The organism is bacterium (assembly GCA_004322275.1).
In the GTDB taxonomy this organism is placed as follows: domain Bacteria; phylum Desulfobacterota; class Deferrisomatia; order Deferrisomatales; family BM512; genus SCTA01.
Genome location: SCTA01000018.1, coordinates 51,578 through 70,015 on the forward strand (window position 1 = coordinate 51,578; position 18,438 = coordinate 70,015).

Genomic DNA, 18,438 nt, shown 5'->3' on the forward strand with positions numbered 1-18,438 from the left:
CCTCCTACTTTACGTTTTCATTGATGAAGTTTACCACGGATCCGGTGTCGGTGCCGGGGAGGAATATCTCCGCGAAACCGGCGGCCTTGAGGCCGGGGATGTCTTCGAGGGGGATGATCCCGCCCCCGAAGAGGAGAGCGTCGGATTTACCCTTGGCCCTTAGCCCTTCCGCGACCTTGGGGAAGAGGACGTTGTGAGCGCCAGAAAGGCAACTAAGGCCGATAACGTCCACGTCTTCCTGAACGGCGGCGGTGACTATCGACTCGGGGGTCTGCCGTATCCCGGTATAGATTACTTCCATTCCGGCGTCGCGAAGGGCTCTGGCGACAACCTTCGCGCCGCGGTCGTGTCCGTCGAGGCCGGGCTTGGCTATGAGGACTCGTATCTTCTTTTGCATTTTCTTTCCTCCTGCCTTAACCGGCTTCGGTGTATTCGCCGTAGACGCCGCGAAGTGTATCGCAAATCTCTCCGAGGGTCGCGTAAGTTTTTACCGCCTCGAAGATGGGGGCGACGACGTTGCCGCCGTCGATCGCGGTCTTGCGCAGCTTTTCAAGGGAATCGGCGGTGGCCTTCGCGTTTCTTTCGGCGCGGACTGCGGCGGTCTTGCCCTTCTGGAACTCCTCGACGGCCTTGTCTACGCGAAGGAGGTTCTTCATCGGCTCCTCCTTGACCGAGAAGCGGTTGACGCCCACGACCACCTGGTCGCCGGTTTCGATGGAGCGCTGGTACTGGTAGGCGGAATCGGCTATCTCCTTCTGGATGTAGCCCGCCTCTATCGCCCTGACGACTCCGCCGATGCTCTCTATCTTGCCTATGTACTCGAAAGCCTTCTTCTCGATCTCGTCGGTGAGAGCCTCGACGGCGTAGGAACCGGCGAAGGGGTCTACGGTGTCGGCGACGCCGGACTCGCAGGCTATAACCTGCTGGGTGCGAAGGGCGATGCGCACCGCCTCCTCGGTCGGGAGGCAGAGGGCCTCGTCGCGGGAGTTGGTGTGGAGGGACTGGGTGCCGCCGAGGACCGCCGCGAGCGCCTGTATGGTTACGCGGACGATGTTGTTGTCGGGCTGCTGCGCGGTGAGCGAGCACCCCGCCGTCTGGGTGTGGAAGCGAAGCATCATCGAGCGGGCGCTCTTGGCCTTGAACTTATCCTTCATTATCTTAGCCCACATGCGCCTCGCGGCGCGGAACTTCGCAACCTCCTCAAGGAGGTTGTTGTGGCAGTTGAAGAAAAAGCTGAGACGCCCGGCGAACTCGTCAACGTCCAGCCCGGCGTCAAGCGCCGCCTGCACGTAGGTGATGCCGTTGGCGAGGGTGAAGGCGACTTCCTGCACCGCCGAGGAGCCCGCTTCGCGGATGTGGTAGCCGGAGATGGAGATGGTGTTCCACTGCGGCACGTGCTCTTTGGAGTAAGCCATTATGTCGGTGATTATCTTCAAGGAAGGAGTGGGCGGGAAGATATAGGTCCCGCGCGCGATGTACTCCTTGAGAAGGTCGTTCTGTATGGTCCCGGTGAGCTTGTCCAGCGGGACGCCCTGCTTTTCCGCCACCGCGAGGTACATGGCGAAGAGGACGGCGGCGGGGGAGTTTATAGTCATGGAGGTGGAGACCTTGTCGAGCGGGATGCCGTCGAAAAGTATCTCCACGTCACGAAGGCTGTCCACCGCGACGCCCACCTTGCCGACCTCGCCCTCGGCCAGCCCGTGGTCGGAATCGTAACCGATCTGGGTCGGGAGGTCGAAAGCTACGCTGAGGCCTGTCTGCCCCTGCGCGAGCAGGTATTTGTAGCGCTCGTTGGTCTGCTCGGCGGTGCCGAAACCGGCGTACTGGCGCATCGTCCAGAAGCGGCCGCGGTACATGTTCGGCTGGACGCCCCGAGTGAAGGGATACTCGCCCGGAAGCCCCAGCTCGGCCTGAAGCTCGTCCTCTTCTTTAATGTCGAGGGGGGTGAAGGCCCTCTTCATCTCGTTGCCGGAGGTGGTAAGGAAGACTTCCTTGCGTTCAGGTGTCTTCGACAGGGTCTTTGCTATGGGCTCCTGCTCCCACTTGTCGAATTTCGCCTTAATTTCGTCCCGGCTCATCTTCTTCTCCAAGAAAGTTTATGGCTCAAAGTATCCAGGTCTTATTCTTCTCACCTGACGGGCTTCAAAATTGTGTGCGCCGCGTACGGGCCCCTAAAAGGGGGAGTCCTCCGCTTCCGGCTTTACAGCGGAATGTTGCCGTGCTTTCTCGGGGGGTTGGTGTCGCGCTTCGTCTTAAGCGCCTCCAGCCCCTGAATAATGCGGATGCGCGTATCCTCCGGCATTATGACTTCATCGATGTACCCGAGCTCGGCGGCCTGATAGGGGTTCGCAAACTGCGCCGAGTACTCGTCGATCTTCTGCTGCCTCGCGGCCTTCTTGTCCTCGGCGGCCCCGATCTCCTTGGCGAAGATTACGTCCACCGCTCCCTGCGGCCCCATGACGGCGATCTCCGCCGTGGGGAAGGCCAGGTTCAGGTCGCCGCGAAGGTGCTTGGAGCTCATGACGCAGTATGCGCCGCCGTAAGCCTTCCTCGTGATGACGGTAATCTTGGGGACGGTGGCCTCGGAGTAGGCGTAGATGAGCTTCGCGCCGTGCTTGATTATCCCCTTGTACTCCTGATCGATGCCGGGGAGGTAGCCCGGCACGTCTTCGAGGGTGATGATGGGGATGTTGAAAGCGTCGCAGAAGCGCACGAAGCGCGCGCCCTTCATGGAGGCGTCGCAGTCGAGGCAACCGGCTAGGTGCATCGGCTGGTTGGCGACGATGCCGACCGCGTGGCCCCCCATCCTCGCGAAACCGACGATGATGTTGGGCGCGTAATGGGCGTGTACGTCGTAAAAGACGCCGTCGTCGACCATCGCGTTTATTATGGTCTTCATGTCGTACCCCTGGTTGGGGGTTGGCGGCACGGCGGCGTTTATCGAGGTGAGTTTCCGGTTCGCCGGGTCGCCGCCGGGGACGAAGGGCGGGTCTTCGAGGTTGTTCGAGGGCAGAAAACCGAGGAGGAACTTTATCTGGTCGATGCAGTCCTCGTCGTTTACGGAAGTGAAGTGGGCGACGCCGGAGGTGCGGTTGTGAACCATCGCGCCGCCGAGGTCGTCCATCGTCACGTCTTCGTTGGTGACGGACTTGATGACCTTGGGCCCGGTGATGAACATGTGGCTCCCGCCCTCGACCATGTAGATGAAGTCGGTGAGCGCCGGGCTGTAAACCGCGCCGCCCGCGCAGGTGCCGATTATGGCGGATATCTGCGGAATGACGCCGGAGCTCATTACGTTTCTGTGGAAGATGTCGGCGTAGCCCGCGAGGCTTCCGACGCCTTCCTGAATGCGCGCTCCCCCGGAATCGTTGAAACCGACGAAGGGCGCGCCGTTCTTGAGCGCCATGTCCATCACCTTGCAGATCTTTTTGGCCATCGTCAGCGACATCGAGCCGCCTATGACGTTGAAATCCTGCGCGTAGGCGTAGACAAACCGTCCGTTCACCCTGCCGAAGCCGGTGATGACTCCGTCGCCGAGGTAAACCTGCTTTTCCATCCCGAAGTTCTTGCACTGGTGGGTTATGAACTTGTCCACCTCGACGAAGGTGCCCGCGTCGAAGAAGCGATCGAGCCGCTCCCGCGCCGTCAGCTTGCCCTTGGCGTGGTGCTTCGCCACGCGGTCCGGGCCGCCTCCGGCCTCGGCGTCGGCGTTCTTTTTCGCCAGAAGGTCGAATTTTTCCTGCAGGGTCGCCATAAGCGCCTCCTCACTGATAAATTTTGGTTGCCTGCTAGCCTATGGTGAGAAGCACCGCGTCCTTGGAGACCGTGTCGCCCTTCTTGAAGTAGATCTCTTTGACCGTGCCGCCGACCGGCGCTTCGAGGCTGTTTTCCATCTTCATCGCCTCGAGGATGACGACGACGTCTCCGGCCTTCACCTGATCGCCATCCTTGACCCTGTAATCGACGATCATGCCCGGCATGGGAGCGGTAAGAGAACCGGCTCCGGCGGGGGCGGCGGCCCTGGGAGGAGCAGCCTTGGCGGGAGTGGTCGCCTTGGGAGCGGCGGGGGCCGCGACCGGGGCGCTCTTGACGGGGGCGACCGAGGTCACCGCCGGGGCGCAGCCGGGCTCGCCCTCGACGGCAACCTCGAAGTGCTCGCCGTCCACATAGACCTGATAGGTGCGGGCGTTCTCGCTCACCTTCGGGGGTTCCTTCTTCTCGGCCAGCTCTCCGGCGAGGGCCTTGCGGACCAGCTCGTCCTCGGCTTTGGCCTCTTCGAGGGTCTTGGCCTTCCACTCGGCGGGAGGCGCTTCCTTGCCCGCGCGGACGGCGAGAAATTTTTTGCCGGTCGTCGGGAAGAGGGTGTAGAGGAGAAGGTCCTTGCGGTCCTTCGCGAGTTCCCCGATCTCTTCCTTGGCCTTCGCCAGCTCGGGTTCGAGGATGTCGGCGGGACGGGTGGTTATCGGCTTCTCGCCTCGGGGGTAGCCCTTGAGGGCGAGGGCGCGAAGTTCCGCATTCACCTCTCCGGGAGGAGCGCCGTAAAGACCGTAGCAATAGTCCTTGACCTGCGCGGAGATCATCTTGTAGCGCTGCGCGAGGGTGCCCCCCGGCGCGCCGAAGAGGACGTTCTGAACGGCCTGCACTCCGACTATCTGGCTGGTGGGAGTGACGAGGGGAGGATAGCCGAGGTCTTTTCTCACGCGGGGAAGCTCTTCAAAAACGAGACTGAGCTTGTCTTCGGCTCCCGCCTGGCGGAGCTGGTTGACGAGGTTGGAGAGCATGCCGCCCGGCACCTGGTGGAGCAGAACGCCGATATCGACCACCGCGAGGCGGGTGGTGTCGAGCAGGTGCTTGTACTTGGGCGCAATGGTTTCGAGGTATTCGGAGATCTCTTCGAGCTTGGAAAAATCTATTCCCGTGTCGCGGTCGGTGCCCTGAAGCATGGCGACTATCGGCTCGACGGCGGGGTGGCTGGTGCGGTTGGCGAAGGGGGCCGAGCAGGTGTCGATGATGTCCACACCGGCCTCTATAGCCTTCTGGAAGGTGTACTCCGCGAGACCTGAGGTGGAATGGCAGTGCAGCTCGATGGGTAGGGGCACCGCCTTCTTGAGCGCCTTGACGAGATCAAAGGCGTCGTCGGGCGAAAGGAGCCCCGCCATGTCCTTTATGCAGATGGAATCCGCTCCCATCTGCGCGAAATTTTTGGCCTTTTTGACCCAGTAATCCTGGGTGAAGATGTCGCCGCCCACCCTTTTCCCGATGAGAGTGAAGGAGAGCGCGGCCTGAAAGTGCATCTTGTTGCGTTTGACGGCCTTTGCGGCGGTCTCGAAGTTGCGCTCGTCGTTGAGGGCGTCGAAGATGCGGAAGATTTCGATACCGGCTTCGCAGGACTCGTCCACGAAGGCGTTGGCTACATCGTCGGCGTAGTTTCTGTACCCGACGAGGTTCTGGCCGCGAAGGAGCATCTGGAACTTGACCTGTTTGGGAACGTGCTTCCGGAGGATTTTCGGCCTTTTCCAGGGGTCTTCGCCAAGGAAACGGTGCATGGTGTCGTAGGTCGCCCCGCCCCACACCTCCATTGCGTGATACCCGGCCTTGCCCGCCGTCTCGGCGATGGCTTCGATATCCTCGGTGCGCATCCTCGTCGCGAAGAGCGACTGGTGTCCGTCACGAAAGGTCAAGTCGGTGATTTTTAGCGGATTCTTCGCCTTTTTGGCCATTTGGCGGCTCCTTTATAGTAGAACTTGAATCTTGCCGGGTTTGATTTTTTTTAAAAGCGGGCGACTACCAGGATTTGACCAGCCTCCGCTGCCAGAAGGCGCGCATGGACATCTGGTCCTGACGGCCGGCCACGCCCCAGAAGGCCGGGGGAAGCTGCGCGACGGGAGGTCTTTCGGCCTCGGCGGGCGCGGCGGCAAACCCGGATTCGTAATGCATTATCGCGGCGATGGAGGCCGCGATTTTTTTCTTTTTCGCTCTGTCCAATTGCGCTCTCCCCGTCAGTTTCCCCTGCAAAGCACCGCCAGAACCTTCGCCTCTTTGGTTCCCCTGCAAAGGAGGCGGTGTTTCATCGTCGATTCAAAGTAGACCGAATCGCCTTCTCCGAGAATTATTCTCTCGTTGTTGAGCAGTATCTCGGCCTCGCCCTCCATGACCAGTAAAAACTCCTCGCCCTCGTGGGAGTAGAGTTCCTCGTCTTCGCGCATGCCCGGAGTGACGGTGAGCACGAAGGGCTCCATGAGCTTGTCGCGCTTTTTGTGCGTCAGGGCGTGGTAAATGTAGCCGTGGCTGCCGCCCGTTGACGATATGACCTTGGAGATTATCGGCCTGTCGTGGGCGCGCAAAACCTCGTAAACGCAATCCGGCCCCTCGTCGCGGAAGAAGTAGCCGACCCGTACGCCAAGCACCTTGGCTATCCTGGCGAGAGTGGCTATGGGCGGCGAGACGTTGTTGTTCTCTATCTGCGATATCAGCGCAGGGGAAAATCCGGTCTCGTTCGCCACTTCCTGAAGGGTTTTTTTCATGGCGGTGCGGAGCGCCTTGATCTTTGCCCCGATGGCGAATTCCTCTACGTTTTCCTCGGAGGACCGCCTTTTTTGCCCGCGTTCAGTATTCTGGCTCAATGCTAAAACTCCAATTTCGGTTTTCTTCAAAACCTTTCAGGAGGAAACAATTTTAGGCTTTATTAAAGTAAGGGTCAAGAATTATTTAGCCCAGATAAAACGTATTTAGCGGCGTTAAAGCCGCTCGCCTGGGCGGCCTGGCGGGACCTTCACTCAAATTTGCACAAAAGGCGTAAAGTTAGCCGACGCCGGGACTCAGGGGAGAAAAACCGGAAATAACCCGGTTTTACGGGCGATTCATAAACGAACGCCCTCTTCCGGCGGGCAAAGTCCGGACCCTAGAGCGACAGGTCGAACCCGAGCCGCTCGGAGAGGCGGCGTCCCGCGTCGAGCGCCAGCGGGATCAACTCCTTTTCAAGCCTTTCGTCGGTAAATCTGTAGGCGGGTCCCGAAATGGACAGTCCGGCTATCACTCTTCTGGTGTAGTCGTGCACCGGCACAGCCACGCAGCGTATGCCCTCGTCGTATTCTTCGTCGTCGAGAGCGTAGCCCTGCTTCTGGATTATCTTGAGATGTTCCTTGAGGATTTCCTTGTCGATTATCGTGTGTTCCGTGAAGGGGCTGAGGGTGCCTTCGAGAACCGATTCGATTTCGTCCGCCGACTCGTAAGCGATCTGGACTTTTCCGACGGCGGAGGCGTAGACCGGCAGCCCAACCCCTACCCGCGAGACGACGCGCACCGGGCGGGTGGCTTCCACCACGTCCACGTAGACGACGCGGTTTTCCCGGATGAGGCCGAGGTACGCCGTTTCGTTGGAGCGCTCCACGATCTCCCGAAGTATCGGGCGGGCCATTTTGAGGAGCCCCATGTGCTTTATGAAGACCTGGCCGAGCTCCAGGACGCGAAGGCCGAGCCTGTAGTTGCCGGTGAGCTTGTTCTGCTCCATGTAGCCCCGGCTCTCCAGGGTCGCGAGTATCCTGAAAACATTGTTTTTATGGAGATTCAGCCTCTTTGAGAGCTCGGTCACGCCAAGCTCCGTCTCGTCTCCCCTGAACTCCTCCAGCAGATCCAGAGCGTTCATGACCGACTGGATTATGTAGCTGGACTTCTTTCGCTTTCCCACTTTCCACCTCTCACTGAACTTCGCACAAATCTTTGAGGGTTTCCAGGCCGCCCCGTAGCGGCGGCGGCGCCCTCCTGAAATCGGGTTTCATCGGAACCCACGCCCCGCTTGAGGGGGAATCCCGGTAAATCCTTTTAATAATGCAAACTGCGTTGTATTTATGTCAAGGAGAGAATACCCGTAACTTGCCGGAAAAGAAAATGGGCGCGGGGGATTTAACCGCCCGCGCCCGTTTTCATGCGAAAAAAGAGGCTTGTCAGTCTTCGAGCCAGGAGTGGCTGTAGAGGACGTCGCCGTTGAGGACGCGGAAGGTCTTGAGGGTCACCTTCTCGGCGTCGGTGGTGGCGGTGACGGCTTCGCCGTTCATCAGCTTTCTGATCATTTCGACTTCAGCGGCCCTCTTGCCCTGGCAAAGGTCCATCATGTTCTTGTCGTAGGCGTCGACGATGGCCGACTCCTGACCGAGGGTGTAGAGCATCATGAGGTAGACCTGGTTCAGTATGGGACGCAGGTGGTCGGGGGCGCCGTTGGAGACGTTGGAGAGGCCGCAGGTGTTGGTCGCGCCGGGAACGATCGCGGGCACCATCGGCAGAAACTCCATGTAGGACTTGACCTGGCCGATGTCTACGGAGACCGGCAGGACGATCGGGTCAACCCAGTAGCGCTCGTTGGGGATTCCGGCTTCTTCGGCGGCGGCCATGATGGTGGAGAGGGCGACGGCGCGCTCGTTGGCGTCGCGCGGAATTCCCTCTTCGCTCATGGTCAGGGCGACGAAATCGGCGTCGAACTGCTTGATCAGGGGAATTCTCTCCGCAAGGCTCGTCGGGTGGGCCGAGACGGAGTTGACGATGGCGCGCTCGTTGCAGACCTTGAGGCCGGCGGCGATGGCGACGGAGTTGGTGGTGTCGAGGGCCAGGCGTACGTCCTTCTTTACTTCCTGGACGACGTTGACGAGCCACGCCATCATCTCGTCGCCGGCCTTGCGGGCGGGTCCGAGGTTCAGGTCGATGATGTCGGAACCGGCGGCGAGTTCTTCGGCGGCCATCTTCTGGATGGGCCCCTTTTCACGTTCGCGAATGGCCGGCCCTATCGTCTTGGACATTATGTTGATAGATTCGGCGATTGTACAAATTTTCATGGATTTCCTCCACGGATAAGGTTTTTTCGGATTTAAAGCTTTAAAAAAAACGGGGAGGCGCCTTTGAAAGCGCCTCCCTCCACTTTTTTTACTTGGCGGTGAGATCCTTGAGGAACTTCGGAATGTCGCCTGCCTCGCGGGTGCCGATGATGACTTCCCAGCCCTCGCCGAGCTCTTCCTGGAATTCGCCGGAAAGCTGGGCAACGAAACCGGGGATGATGATCTTCCGGTGGTTGACCTTCTCGGTGATTCCGGACTTCTTGACGAAGGGAGCCATCGCGTCGGCGACGAACTTGCCTGCGGACCAGGCGGTGAGAACGGACATGCCCTCGGTGTCCATGATCAGCAGCCACGTGGGCACTCTGCTGGCTTCCACTTCCGCGCTGACGACGAAGTAGGTCAGGGCGAAGTTGGTGGTGATGATCACCGGGCTGTCGGGGCCGGGGTTGTTGATGGCGTAGATGCCCTGATCCATCGTCATCGGCCTCTGCGGATCGGTGTAGATGTTGAGGCGGTTGACGGTGGTGGGCAGCACGGCGGCGGGGTCGAGGGTCGAGATCACGACGAGGCCGGCGTACTTGTCGATAAGGAGATTGGCGTAGGCCATCTCGGTGTAGAAGTCGGTTGTCATTCCGCAGGCGAAGGCGATGGAGGGGAAGCCCACTTCGCGCTGCTTCTTGTCGAGGGCGCCGCGGCGGAACGCGATGTTGCCGGTGAGGGCGTCGCGTATCTTGGTCCAGCCGGCGTCGAGGATAACGGTCTTTACGTCGGCGGCGACAAGCTTGGCGCCTTCGTCGGCGACGGCTTCCGTGGAAGCGCCCTTGGCCACGACCGCGCAGCCGAGTTCCTTGGAGAGGGCGGCGAGATCGGCGGCGGCGGGGCCGGATACCGCGAATTTCCTGCCCTTGAGGGCGGCGGCGGCGGCCTTTACCGTGTCGAGATTGGCGGAATCGACGATGATCGCCTTCTTGGTGGCTCCGGCGACCTTGCCCACGAGGGCGAGGAAGGAATCCTTGTCGCCTTTTTCGTCGCGAAGGTAAGCGCCGTTGGCCTGAAGGGTGTAGCCCACGCGCTCGAACTTGACCTCGTTCAGGTTCTTCAGTTCGGCGTCGACCTTGGCTCCGTCCGTCGCGTTGGACAGATAGACCAGAAGGCCGGTGGGGTTGACGAAGGTTTTTTCATGACGGTACTTGACGGTTTCGCCGCCAACCTTGAAGGCGACGTCGCCTTCGCCCAGTTCGACAACGCGAATGGGCGGTGCGCTTGCCTCGGCAAGCTTTTCCGTGGCCTCGCTGGAAACGTGGGGGCATTTGGAAAGCTCGGCTTTCCCTGCGGCCAGTTTCATTGCGAACGCCAGGCAGGTCGGATCCCCGCAGTCTTTGCAGTTCGTCTGCGGCAAAAGCTTGTAAATCTGGATACCGGTCAATGCCATGGCCCGATTCTCCTTTCATCCGTAAGCTCTAAAAAGAGCGTTTTTCACTCCCTGATCGGCCGGGGAGGCCGCAAAGCGCCGCCTCCCCGGGCCAGGACTTCAAATTACATCATGGGGTCCATCGTAAGGGCGGGATGCCCCACTTTGGTCATGTATTCCAGGACTTCTTCTTCGCTCGTCGCGTTTTCTTCGGTGGCTATCTTGTCCAGGAGGTCCGCGCAGCCGGCTTCCTCACCCCTCTTGCGGATGATATCGGCCATGGATTCCTTGAGAGCCTTGGGGAGCCACGCGACGCGCAGGATGCCGCCCTCGGCGGAGACGAACTTCTTGGAGCCGATGTAGAACTTGGAGATTCCGACAAAGCCCGGAATCTGGGAGCCGCCGCCGACCGTGCCCGCGAGGGTGGAGAAGGGCATGCCGCTGGGGGTCATGCCCGCGTAGTCGCGGTCAACGACCATGATGGCGTTGGACATCGGCAGGAGGGCGACGATGGCCTCGAAGCAGCCGCAGGAGGTCATCGGGTTGTCCATGAGGGAGTAGGCGCTGAACTGCGGCACCGCCTCATGGCTGTTCTGGTAGACGAAGGACTGGACTCCGATCCACTGGCCGAGGCGGGCGTCGATTACATCGCCCTTCTTGATGGGCTGGTTGGGGCCGGTGGGGGTTATTTCAAAGGCGGCCTTGCCGTCGAGCCAGTTGTAGGCGCCGCACAGGCCGGGACGCTCGGGGGTGATGACGCAGACGTGGTCCGGAGCGAAGGACTGGCAAAGCGTGCAGCTGTAGTAGGTATCGACCGTCTCGTCGGTCATGGAGCCGAGGCGCTCTTCGCGTTCCCTGTAGGTGGCGCGGGCCTTTTCGAGGAGTTCGGCGACCTTCGCCTTGTCGGTGTAGAGGGTGACCTGGACCTTGTCCACGATCTTGCCGAATTCGTTGTGGAACTTGGCGTGGAGGATCGTGCCGAAGTGCTTGAGGCTGAGCCCCGCCGCGACGGACTTCTTGGATATGCGCATCCAGAGGATGTCGCGCTGGCCGATGTGGAGGATACCCTCCGCGCCGTTCAGGAGGTGGTGCATCTGGCGTTCGAGGATGGGCTCGAAATCGGCCTGCATGTTTCTTCCGGCGACTTCCACCCAGATGGCGAAGTCGTGGACGGAGCCGGGAGCCATGTCGGCGAGGTCGGGGCCGACGACGGTGAACTTGCCGTCCTCGACCTGGTCGAGGGGCTTCATCTGGCAGAACTCGAAGGCACTGGCCTTGGGTCCGCCGAGCTCGACGTGCATCGCGTCTCTGCCGATGCGCTCGCCTTCGTAGGCGGGCGAGTAGGAGACGGGAATGTCGATCTTGGTGATGTGGATCTTGAGACCGCGGACTTCGATCGCCTTCTGGACGATTTGGTCGTGCGGGATGTTGGAGACGACGTGCTCGTAGGTGCAGATACCGGTGACCAGAATCTCCGGAATGTCGGAATCGGCGATGGTCGGGAAGCCGTAGTTGATGGCGCCCGCCGCGGCCGCGTACCACTCGTCGGTGACTTCGCCGAGTGCGACGACGAAGGCGAAGACGCGGTTCTTCTGGTAGCGGAGGATGCCGGCGTAGTCGCCGGGCTGTACGCCGCCGAAAGCGATGGCGGCGCGGGTGGCGAAGCCGACGGCGTGGATAGCCGCCGAGGTGTCTTTCCCGAAGGGCACGAGGCGGGTGGGCCAGCCGACCTGCACGCCGGCGTCGCGAAGCTGCTCGGCGAAGGTCTGTCCCTTGTGGGAACCGGCCATGAAGACGTAGATGCCCTTTTCCTGAAGTTCCTTGGCCATGGCGGCGGCGATTTCCTTGGTGGGAGCCGCGCCGACGATGGCTGCGAAACCGGGAGCGGAGCCATCGACGAATTCGACGCCGCGCTTTCTCATGATGATGTCGTCCGCGGCGCCGAGCCAGATGTTGTCATCGGTCGGGTCTTCGCCCAGGACGTAGGGAATCGGGGCTTCGAGATACTTGAGAGCCTCTTCCATGTCGAAGCAGAAGAGGGTCTGCATGCCCGCGTCGAGGCCGTGGCCAAGGTAGGGCACCCAGAGGTTTTCCGCGACCTTGGGCGGAAGCAGGGATTTGCACTTCGCAAGCACCGGGAGCATGTCGCCGAGCTTTTCGACCTTCATGCCGAGTATGCCGTAGATGACCGGCAGGTAGTAAGCGGTGTTGGGAAGTTTGACTTCCTTTTCCGCGCCGTACTTCGCGATGGCGTCGTTAACTTTCTTTTCCACGCGGGCATAGATTTCGTGCGCCCCGCGGATAACTCCTGAAAGGATGATTTTAGACATATCTTAGGCCTCCCTGGTCCCTTAGAGCTGGCGGCGGGCTTCCATGTCGAAGAGCACGCGCTCTTTCTGGACATGGATTCCGAGCGCCTGGCGCTTGCTGTCAATGTGGTCGATCATGAGCTGGGCCATCTTGTAGGGGTCCGTCTCAAAGGCCCATTTGCCGCCGAGGTCCTGCTCGATGCCGTTGAAGATGTAGTCGGCGAACTTGGTTCCCTCGGTGACGGGGAAGGTTACGCCAAAGACGGTGAAGACGCCGCTGGCCACGAAGTAATGACCGATGGCGATAGCCTTTTCGCTCATGTACTCGGGAGCCGCTCCGGCGACGGGAAGGTCGGAGATGTCGTCGCCGAGACCGCCGGCGCGAACCATTTCGCAGACCGCTTCGAGGATGCGGCTGTTGTCTACGCAGGCGCCGGAGTGGAGGACGGGCGGCATGCCGACGGCCGCGCATACTTCCCGGAGGCCGGGGCCGCAGTACTTGAGGGCCGCCTCGGGCTGCATGAAGCCGAGCTTGGCCATCGCGATCGCGGAGCATCCCGTCTGGACGACGAGTACGTCGTTGCGGAGGAGTTCCTTGACCAGTTCGGCATGGACCCAGTCATGCTTGACGCGCGGGTTGTTGCAGCCGACGACGCCGGCTACGCCGCGTATCTTGCCGTTGATGATGTTGTCGTTGAGCGGGGTGTAGGAACCGCGGAAGGAGCCGCCGAGCATGTAGTTGATCGCTTCGTGCGAAAAACCGCCGATCATCTTGGTCTTCTTCGAGGGTATCTGGACCACGCCGCGATTCTTGAAGTTTTCGACGGCCTTCGTGACCAGCTCTACCCCGGCCTCGCGGGCGCCGTGCTCGCCGTGGAACTCGACGTGCTCCGCGCCTTCGATCTTGCAGCGGTAGTTGGTGGTAATGAACTTGGTGTGGTAGCACTTGGAGAGCGGCACGAGGCCCATCTGGATGCACTGCACGTCCACGAACATGGCATCGACGGCGCCGGTGATGATGGCGGAGTCGCACTGCATGAAGTTACCCGCGTGCGGAATACCGCGGCGGACGAGCTGCTCGTTGCCGGAGCAGCACATGCCGACCACGTTGATGCCCTCCGCGCCGACGGCCTTGGCCTTGGCGACCATTTCGGGGTCGGTGGAAAGGCGGCAGACCATGTCGAGCATATGGGGTTCGTGGCCGTGCACCACGATGTTGACCATGTTCTTTTCGAGGACGCCGAGGTCAACCGTGGCCTCTATCGGCTTGGGGGTGCCGAACATTATGTCGGAAAGGCCCGTGGAGATCATGGAGCCGCCCCAGCCGTCGGCCAGAGCGCAGCGGGCAGCGCCCAGAACCAGGTTCTTGTAGTCCTGGTCAACGCCCATGTGGGTGCGGTGCATCATTTCGACGACTTCGCGATCGACGCCGCGGGGGAGAATGTTCAGATCCTGCCACTTCTGGAAGCGCTTCTTGGGGGCGCGGTCGAGAAGCTTGAGGTAGCCGTGCTGCTGGCCGAACTGGGCGAGGCACTTCTCGCCGAGCTCGATCGCGATGTCTTTTTGCTCGCGGCCTTCGGTGGCCACTCCCATGTCCTTTGCCATGCTCATGAGCTTGGGCACGTCGGTAATCGAATAGTCGGAATTTTCGCCCTTCGCAACGGAGAGGAAGAGCTCGGACATCTCGCGACCGTGGTCGGAGTGAGCGGCGGTGCCGGCTGCGACGATGCGGCCGAAGCCGCGGGCCTGGAAAACGTCGATGTTGGCGCCGCAGACGCCCACCTTCTCGTAAGGCGCCTTGCTCGAAAGACGGCAGGGACCCATGAAACAGTGCTTGCAGCAGGCCTGCAGCGCGCCGATCGGACAGGGTTTGATGTCGTCGGCGCGGTCGAACGCGGTGGATACGTTGTCCGCCCGCCCCTTGATTAGCATTTCCGTTGTGGACTCACATATTGTGATGTCCTTGATTTCACGCAAGTTCGCCATATCCTTTTAACCTCCCTGGAGGGGATTTTCGACGCCGGCCTTAAGCCATAACGTCGTTGATGACTTTTTTAATTACGCGCACCGTTTCGGGGTGACGCAGGATCAGGATGTCCGCTCCGGCCGCGAGGAGGTCGGTCGCAGTGATGATTTCCCAGAGGACGCCGCGCTTGGCGATGTTGCCGAAGGTGGGCTCGTCTTTTTCGCTGATGTTGGCCTCGCGGGTCTTCCATGCGTACTTGGCCACGTCGCAGATGACGGGAAGCTGCATCTTGTCGTCGCCCTGTTTGAGGCCGGTGAGGCGCATGCGCTCGATGACCGAGTAGGAGTACTCGATGCCGTAGCCGAGGGCGCCGGTTGAGGGATCCATTATCAGCTTGTCGTTCTTGACGCCGAGGTTGCCGAGCAGGATGTTGAGCTGCTTGGCCATGTTGACGTCGATCGGGGTCTGGGCGACAAGCGTGTGGCCGTAAGCGATGACCGCGCCGCCGATCTTCTTGTAGTTGTCTTCGACCGCGGGGCCGAGGACGAGGTTCATGCCCTCGCAGGCTTCGGCGACGGCGGAAAGGAGTTCCGCGTCCTTTTCGCTGTTCTCGCAGCCCCAGACGATGAGGGGGACGTTGATGGCTCCGGCGACTTTCTTGACGGTTTCGACCGCCTCGGCGGTGCTGGTGTTGAGGCCGTTGGGGTCGCAGGAAGCCAGTTGCAGACATATGAGGTCCGCCCCGTTCTTCTCGATGTTCTTTTTCGCCCATGCTACGGGGTCTCCGATGACGTCGGCGAAGGGGGCCTTCGCTTCTTCGGCCCAGTTGGCGGTGATGGCGGCCTTGTCGAAGACTTCCATCGCCACCAGCGCGCGGTTCGGAACGGTCCCCTCGAAATTGCACAGGGGCATTACGTTCTGGCCGCCCACCTTCAACGCCTTGCCACCACTCCCCACGGCGATCTCTCTGATGGACCCGGCGTAGGAGTCTTTGGGAATTTCAAATGCCATGGTGCTCTCTCCTTTCATCCGTCGGCTTTAAATTTTTGCCAAACGGTCAAGTAAAAAAACGTCGGAGCCGCTATTTTTGCGGCCCCTCCACATTCAGGTATTTGTCCATAATCTTCCCCACCGCCACAACCGCCGGGGAATCGTCCGGCAGAAGGAAGGTGGCCTTGCCTTCGAGATCGTATCTGTAGACGTTCGGGTCGTTCGGGATGACCCCGGCCAGTTCGAGGCCGATCTTTTCAATCTCTTTTTTGGTCGCTTCTTCGAGTTCGCCGGGAACCCTGTTGATGATGAGGGCTATCTTCCCGATCTTGAGCTTCAACTCCCCGACGAGGTCCCTGATGCGCCCCGCCGCCTGTATCCCCCTTACCGAGGAGTCGGTGACGGCGAACATGAGATTCATGTTGTGTGTCGTCCGGCGGCTCAGGTGCTCCATCCCCGCTTCGTTGTCGAGGACGACGTACTTGTAGTTGTCCGCCATCTCGTCGACGTATTTTTTGCAAAGGGTGTTGGCGTAGCAGTAACAGCCCGGCCCCTCGGGCCGCCCCATGCATATGAGGTCGTACCCCTCGCCCTCTATCAGGCACTCCTGGGTACGGTAGTTTATGTAGGCGTCCTTGGTCATCCCGGCGGGAGTGGCGCCGAGCCCTTCGCGTATCTGGCCTACCGTCTGATGCACCCCTATGCCGAGAACCTCGTTCAGGTTCATGTTCGCGTCGGCGTCTACCGCCAGAATCCTGCCGTTCTTAAGGCCGATAAGGTGGCGGATGATGAGGCCGGTGACGGTGGTCTTTCCGGTGCCGCCTTTGCCGGCTACTGCTATATTGAAACTCAAGATCTTTAAAACCTTTCTTTTTTCAGGTTGTTGAAAAACTGCTGCGACTTTTCAACAACCTCCTTATGGATTCTCCTGCGGGTGCGCCCGCCGGATCTCGCCGAGGAGTTTGTTTGTCTCCTCCAGTTTTTTCGCCCGCAGCGGAAACTCTTCCATCCTCGTGTGGGGGAGAAAAAGCGCCGCCACGTATTCTTCCATGTAAATTCTCGATACGGAGAGCTCGATGTTCGTAATCATCGAACCTATCTGCTCCGCCTCGGCCACCTTGCCCGACCAGAGGCAGGCTATCCTGCAACCTTCAAGGCTGGTGTTTCCGCCGTAGCTGACCTTGGAGGGCTCGACCTCCGGCAGAAGGCCTATCGTCATAGCCTTCTCAACGTCTATGTACTGCCCGAAGCCGCCGGCGATTATTATCTTCTGAACGTCGCCGAAGTGCAGCCCGACCGATTTTAAAAGCACCGAGCAGGCGGCGTAAATCGAGGCTTTGGTCCTTATGAGGTTGTCGATATCCGGCTCGGTTATCGTCAGGTCCTCTTCGAGCTGGCTGTCCTCCGCCTTGCAGAGGACGTATTCCCAGCCCCCTTCCCCCTCGCGGATTCTCCAGGTCACGCCGGAGAGCTCGCGGTTGAATTTCCCGTTCTGGGAGATGAGGCCGCACTGCTGAAGCTCCGCTATGCAGTCGATCATTCCGGAGCCGCATATACCCTTGGGTTTTTGCTGGCCTATGGTCATGAACATCGGCTCGAGATCCAGGGGGTTTATCCTGACCTGCTCTATCGCGCCGTAGGAGGCTCTCATTCCGAACTTCACGCCGCCGCCCTCGAAGGCGGGCCCGGCGGAGGCGGAGGCCGAGACCATCCAGTCCTTGTTCCCTATGACTATCTCCCCGTTGGTGCCCACGTCCATGAAGAGGGTAAGCTCGTCGTGGAGGTGCATCTGGGTGGCCAGCACCCCGGCGGTTATGTCGCCGCCGACGTAGGAGGCGACGCAGGGCATGGCGTAAGCCAGAGTCCTCGGGGTGAGCTCGATTCCCAGTTCCGAGGCGGGGAAGACCGGGAAGAGATTCGCCGCCGGGACGTAGGGGGCCTCCCTGATGTACCTGGGGTAGATGCCCAGTATAAGCTGCGTCATCGTGGTATTTCCGCCGAGTACGAGGTGGGTGACCTCCTCTCGCAAAACTCCCGTTTTGTCAAAGACCTCTTTTAAAACCTCGTTGACGGTCTTTACCGCGCGCTTCTGGAGAATCTCCAGCCCGCCCGGCTTTATCGCGTGGACGATGCGGGTGATAACGTCCTCGCCCATCGACATCTGCGCGTTGTATTCGGCGGCCTTCGCCAGCTTCTCTCCGGTGAAGGCGTTGACGAGCTGCGCGTGGATGGTCGTCGTGCCGATGTCAACCGCGAGAGCGTAGGCGTTTTTTCTGGTGTCTCCGGGCTCGACCCGGAGTATCCGGTTTCCGCACCGTCCGGTAAGGACCGTCGCGGTAACCTTCCACTCGCCTTCTCTCAGGACTTTGGGGAGAGAGCGTATCATCTCCATCTCACCCAAGACCTGATCAATCCTGTAATCCCGCTTCAGCGCCTGCGCGAGGCGCCCCATGTCGGAGATGTTGTCACCCTCCGAAGGGGGCGTAAGCTCCAGGAAGTACTTTCTGACGAGCGGTTCCGGCGGAACCGTCTCGTACTCCGCTCCCCAGTGCTTCTCCGCAAGGACATGGTCCTGGCCCGTCCCCCTGAGCCTCGCCAAAACGCCCTTTTCATGGCGGGATTCTATGGGCACCTCTACGACGAGATCGCCTGTTACGCGCGTCCGGCAGGCGAGGCGATAACCCTCCTCCCACTGCTCGTCCGATATTTTCGCCGACCTGTCGGCTTCGTATTCGCCTTCAAGGATCTTGACCTTGCACTTGCCGCAGGTCCCGGACCCTCCGCAGGAGGCGTTGACGTGAACCCCCGCCACCAGAGCTACCCGAAGGAGGTTCTCAGCTTCCGCGAATACGTCAACCGAAACACCGTCCGGCATGAACCGCACGGTGTGCTTCGTTTTGGGCACTTATAAAAACTCCCGCAGGGGAGGTTACGCGG

At 60.5% G+C, this 18,438-nt stretch carries 14 protein-coding genes; all 14 read right to left on the reverse strand.

Annotation, left to right across the window (positions count from 1 at the left end):
• Positions 1–4: 4 nt before the first annotated feature.
• Positions 5–397 carry a cobalamin B12-binding domain-containing protein gene (locus EPN96_05695; protein TAL17320.1) on the reverse strand — a complete coding sequence of 131 codons (393 nt, stop codon included), beginning with the start codon at positions 395–397 and terminating at the stop codon, positions 5–7.
• 16 nt (positions 398–413) lie between these two features.
• Positions 414–2,078, reverse strand: a complete 1,665-nt coding sequence (locus EPN96_05700; protein TAL17321.1) for a methylmalonyl-CoA mutase — start codon at positions 2,076–2,078, stop codon at positions 414–416.
• 122 nt (positions 2,079–2,200) lie between these two features.
• Complete coding sequence (locus EPN96_05705) at positions 2,201–3,745, reverse strand: methylmalonyl-CoA carboxyltransferase (protein ID TAL17390.1); 1,545 nt, start codon at positions 3,743–3,745, stop codon at positions 2,201–2,203.
• A 43-nt stretch (positions 3,746–3,788) separates the two neighbouring features.
• On the reverse strand, positions 3,789–5,720 hold the full coding sequence (locus EPN96_05710; GenBank protein ID TAL17322.1) for a pyruvate carboxylase subunit B: 1,932 nt from the start codon (positions 5,718–5,720) through the stop codon (positions 3,789–3,791).
• A gap of 64 nt (positions 5,721–5,784) precedes the next feature.
• Positions 5,785–5,985, reverse strand: a complete 201-nt coding sequence (locus EPN96_05715) for a hypothetical protein (protein ID TAL17323.1) — start codon at positions 5,983–5,985, stop codon at positions 5,785–5,787.
• 14 nt (positions 5,986–5,999) lie between these two features.
• Entirely contained in the window at positions 6,000–6,524 is a 525-nt protein-coding gene (locus EPN96_05720) for a cupin domain-containing protein (protein TAL17391.1), read from the reverse strand.
• 377 nt (positions 6,525–6,901) lie between these two features.
• Positions 6,902–7,687 carry an IclR family transcriptional regulator gene (locus EPN96_05725; protein TAL17324.1) on the reverse strand — a complete coding sequence of 262 codons (786 nt, stop codon included), beginning with the start codon at positions 7,685–7,687 and terminating at the stop codon, positions 6,902–6,904.
• A gap of 256 nt (positions 7,688–7,943) precedes the next feature.
• Positions 7,944–8,819 carry a dihydropteroate synthase gene (locus tag EPN96_05730; protein TAL17392.1) on the reverse strand — a complete coding sequence of 292 codons (876 nt, stop codon included), beginning with the start codon at positions 8,817–8,819 and terminating at the stop codon, positions 7,944–7,946.
• Between the two features lie 94 nt (positions 8,820–8,913).
• The gene (locus EPN96_05735; protein ID TAL17325.1) at positions 8,914–10,257 is read right to left on the reverse strand and encodes an acetyl-CoA decarbonylase/synthase complex subunit gamma; all 1,344 of its coding nucleotides are present in this window, start codon (positions 10,255–10,257) and stop codon (positions 8,914–8,916) included.
• 104 nt (positions 10,258–10,361) lie between these two features.
• The gene (cdhC, locus tag EPN96_05740; protein ID TAL17326.1) at positions 10,362–12,566 is read right to left on the reverse strand and encodes a CO dehydrogenase/CO-methylating acetyl-CoA synthase complex subunit beta; all 2,205 of its coding nucleotides are present in this window, start codon (positions 12,564–12,566) and stop codon (positions 10,362–10,364) included.
• A gap of 21 nt (positions 12,567–12,587) precedes the next feature.
• Entirely contained in the window at positions 12,588–14,531 is a 1,944-nt protein-coding gene (gene cooS / locus EPN96_05745) for an anaerobic carbon-monoxide dehydrogenase catalytic subunit (protein ID TAL17327.1), read from the reverse strand.
• A gap of 40 nt (positions 14,532–14,571) precedes the next feature.
• Entirely contained in the window at positions 14,572–15,522 is a 951-nt protein-coding gene (locus EPN96_05750) for an acetyl-CoA decarbonylase/synthase complex subunit delta (protein ID TAL17328.1), read from the reverse strand.
• A gap of 70 nt (positions 15,523–15,592) precedes the next feature.
• Complete coding sequence (locus EPN96_05755; protein TAL17329.1) at positions 15,593–16,354, reverse strand: carbon monoxide dehydrogenase; 762 nt, start codon at positions 16,352–16,354, stop codon at positions 15,593–15,595.
• Between the two features lie 63 nt (positions 16,355–16,417).
• Positions 16,418–18,406, reverse strand: coding sequence for a DUF4445 domain-containing protein (locus EPN96_05760; protein ID TAL17330.1), 1,989 nt, complete (start codon positions 18,404–18,406; stop codon positions 16,418–16,420).
• Between the last annotated feature and the right edge of the window lie 32 nt (positions 18,407–18,438).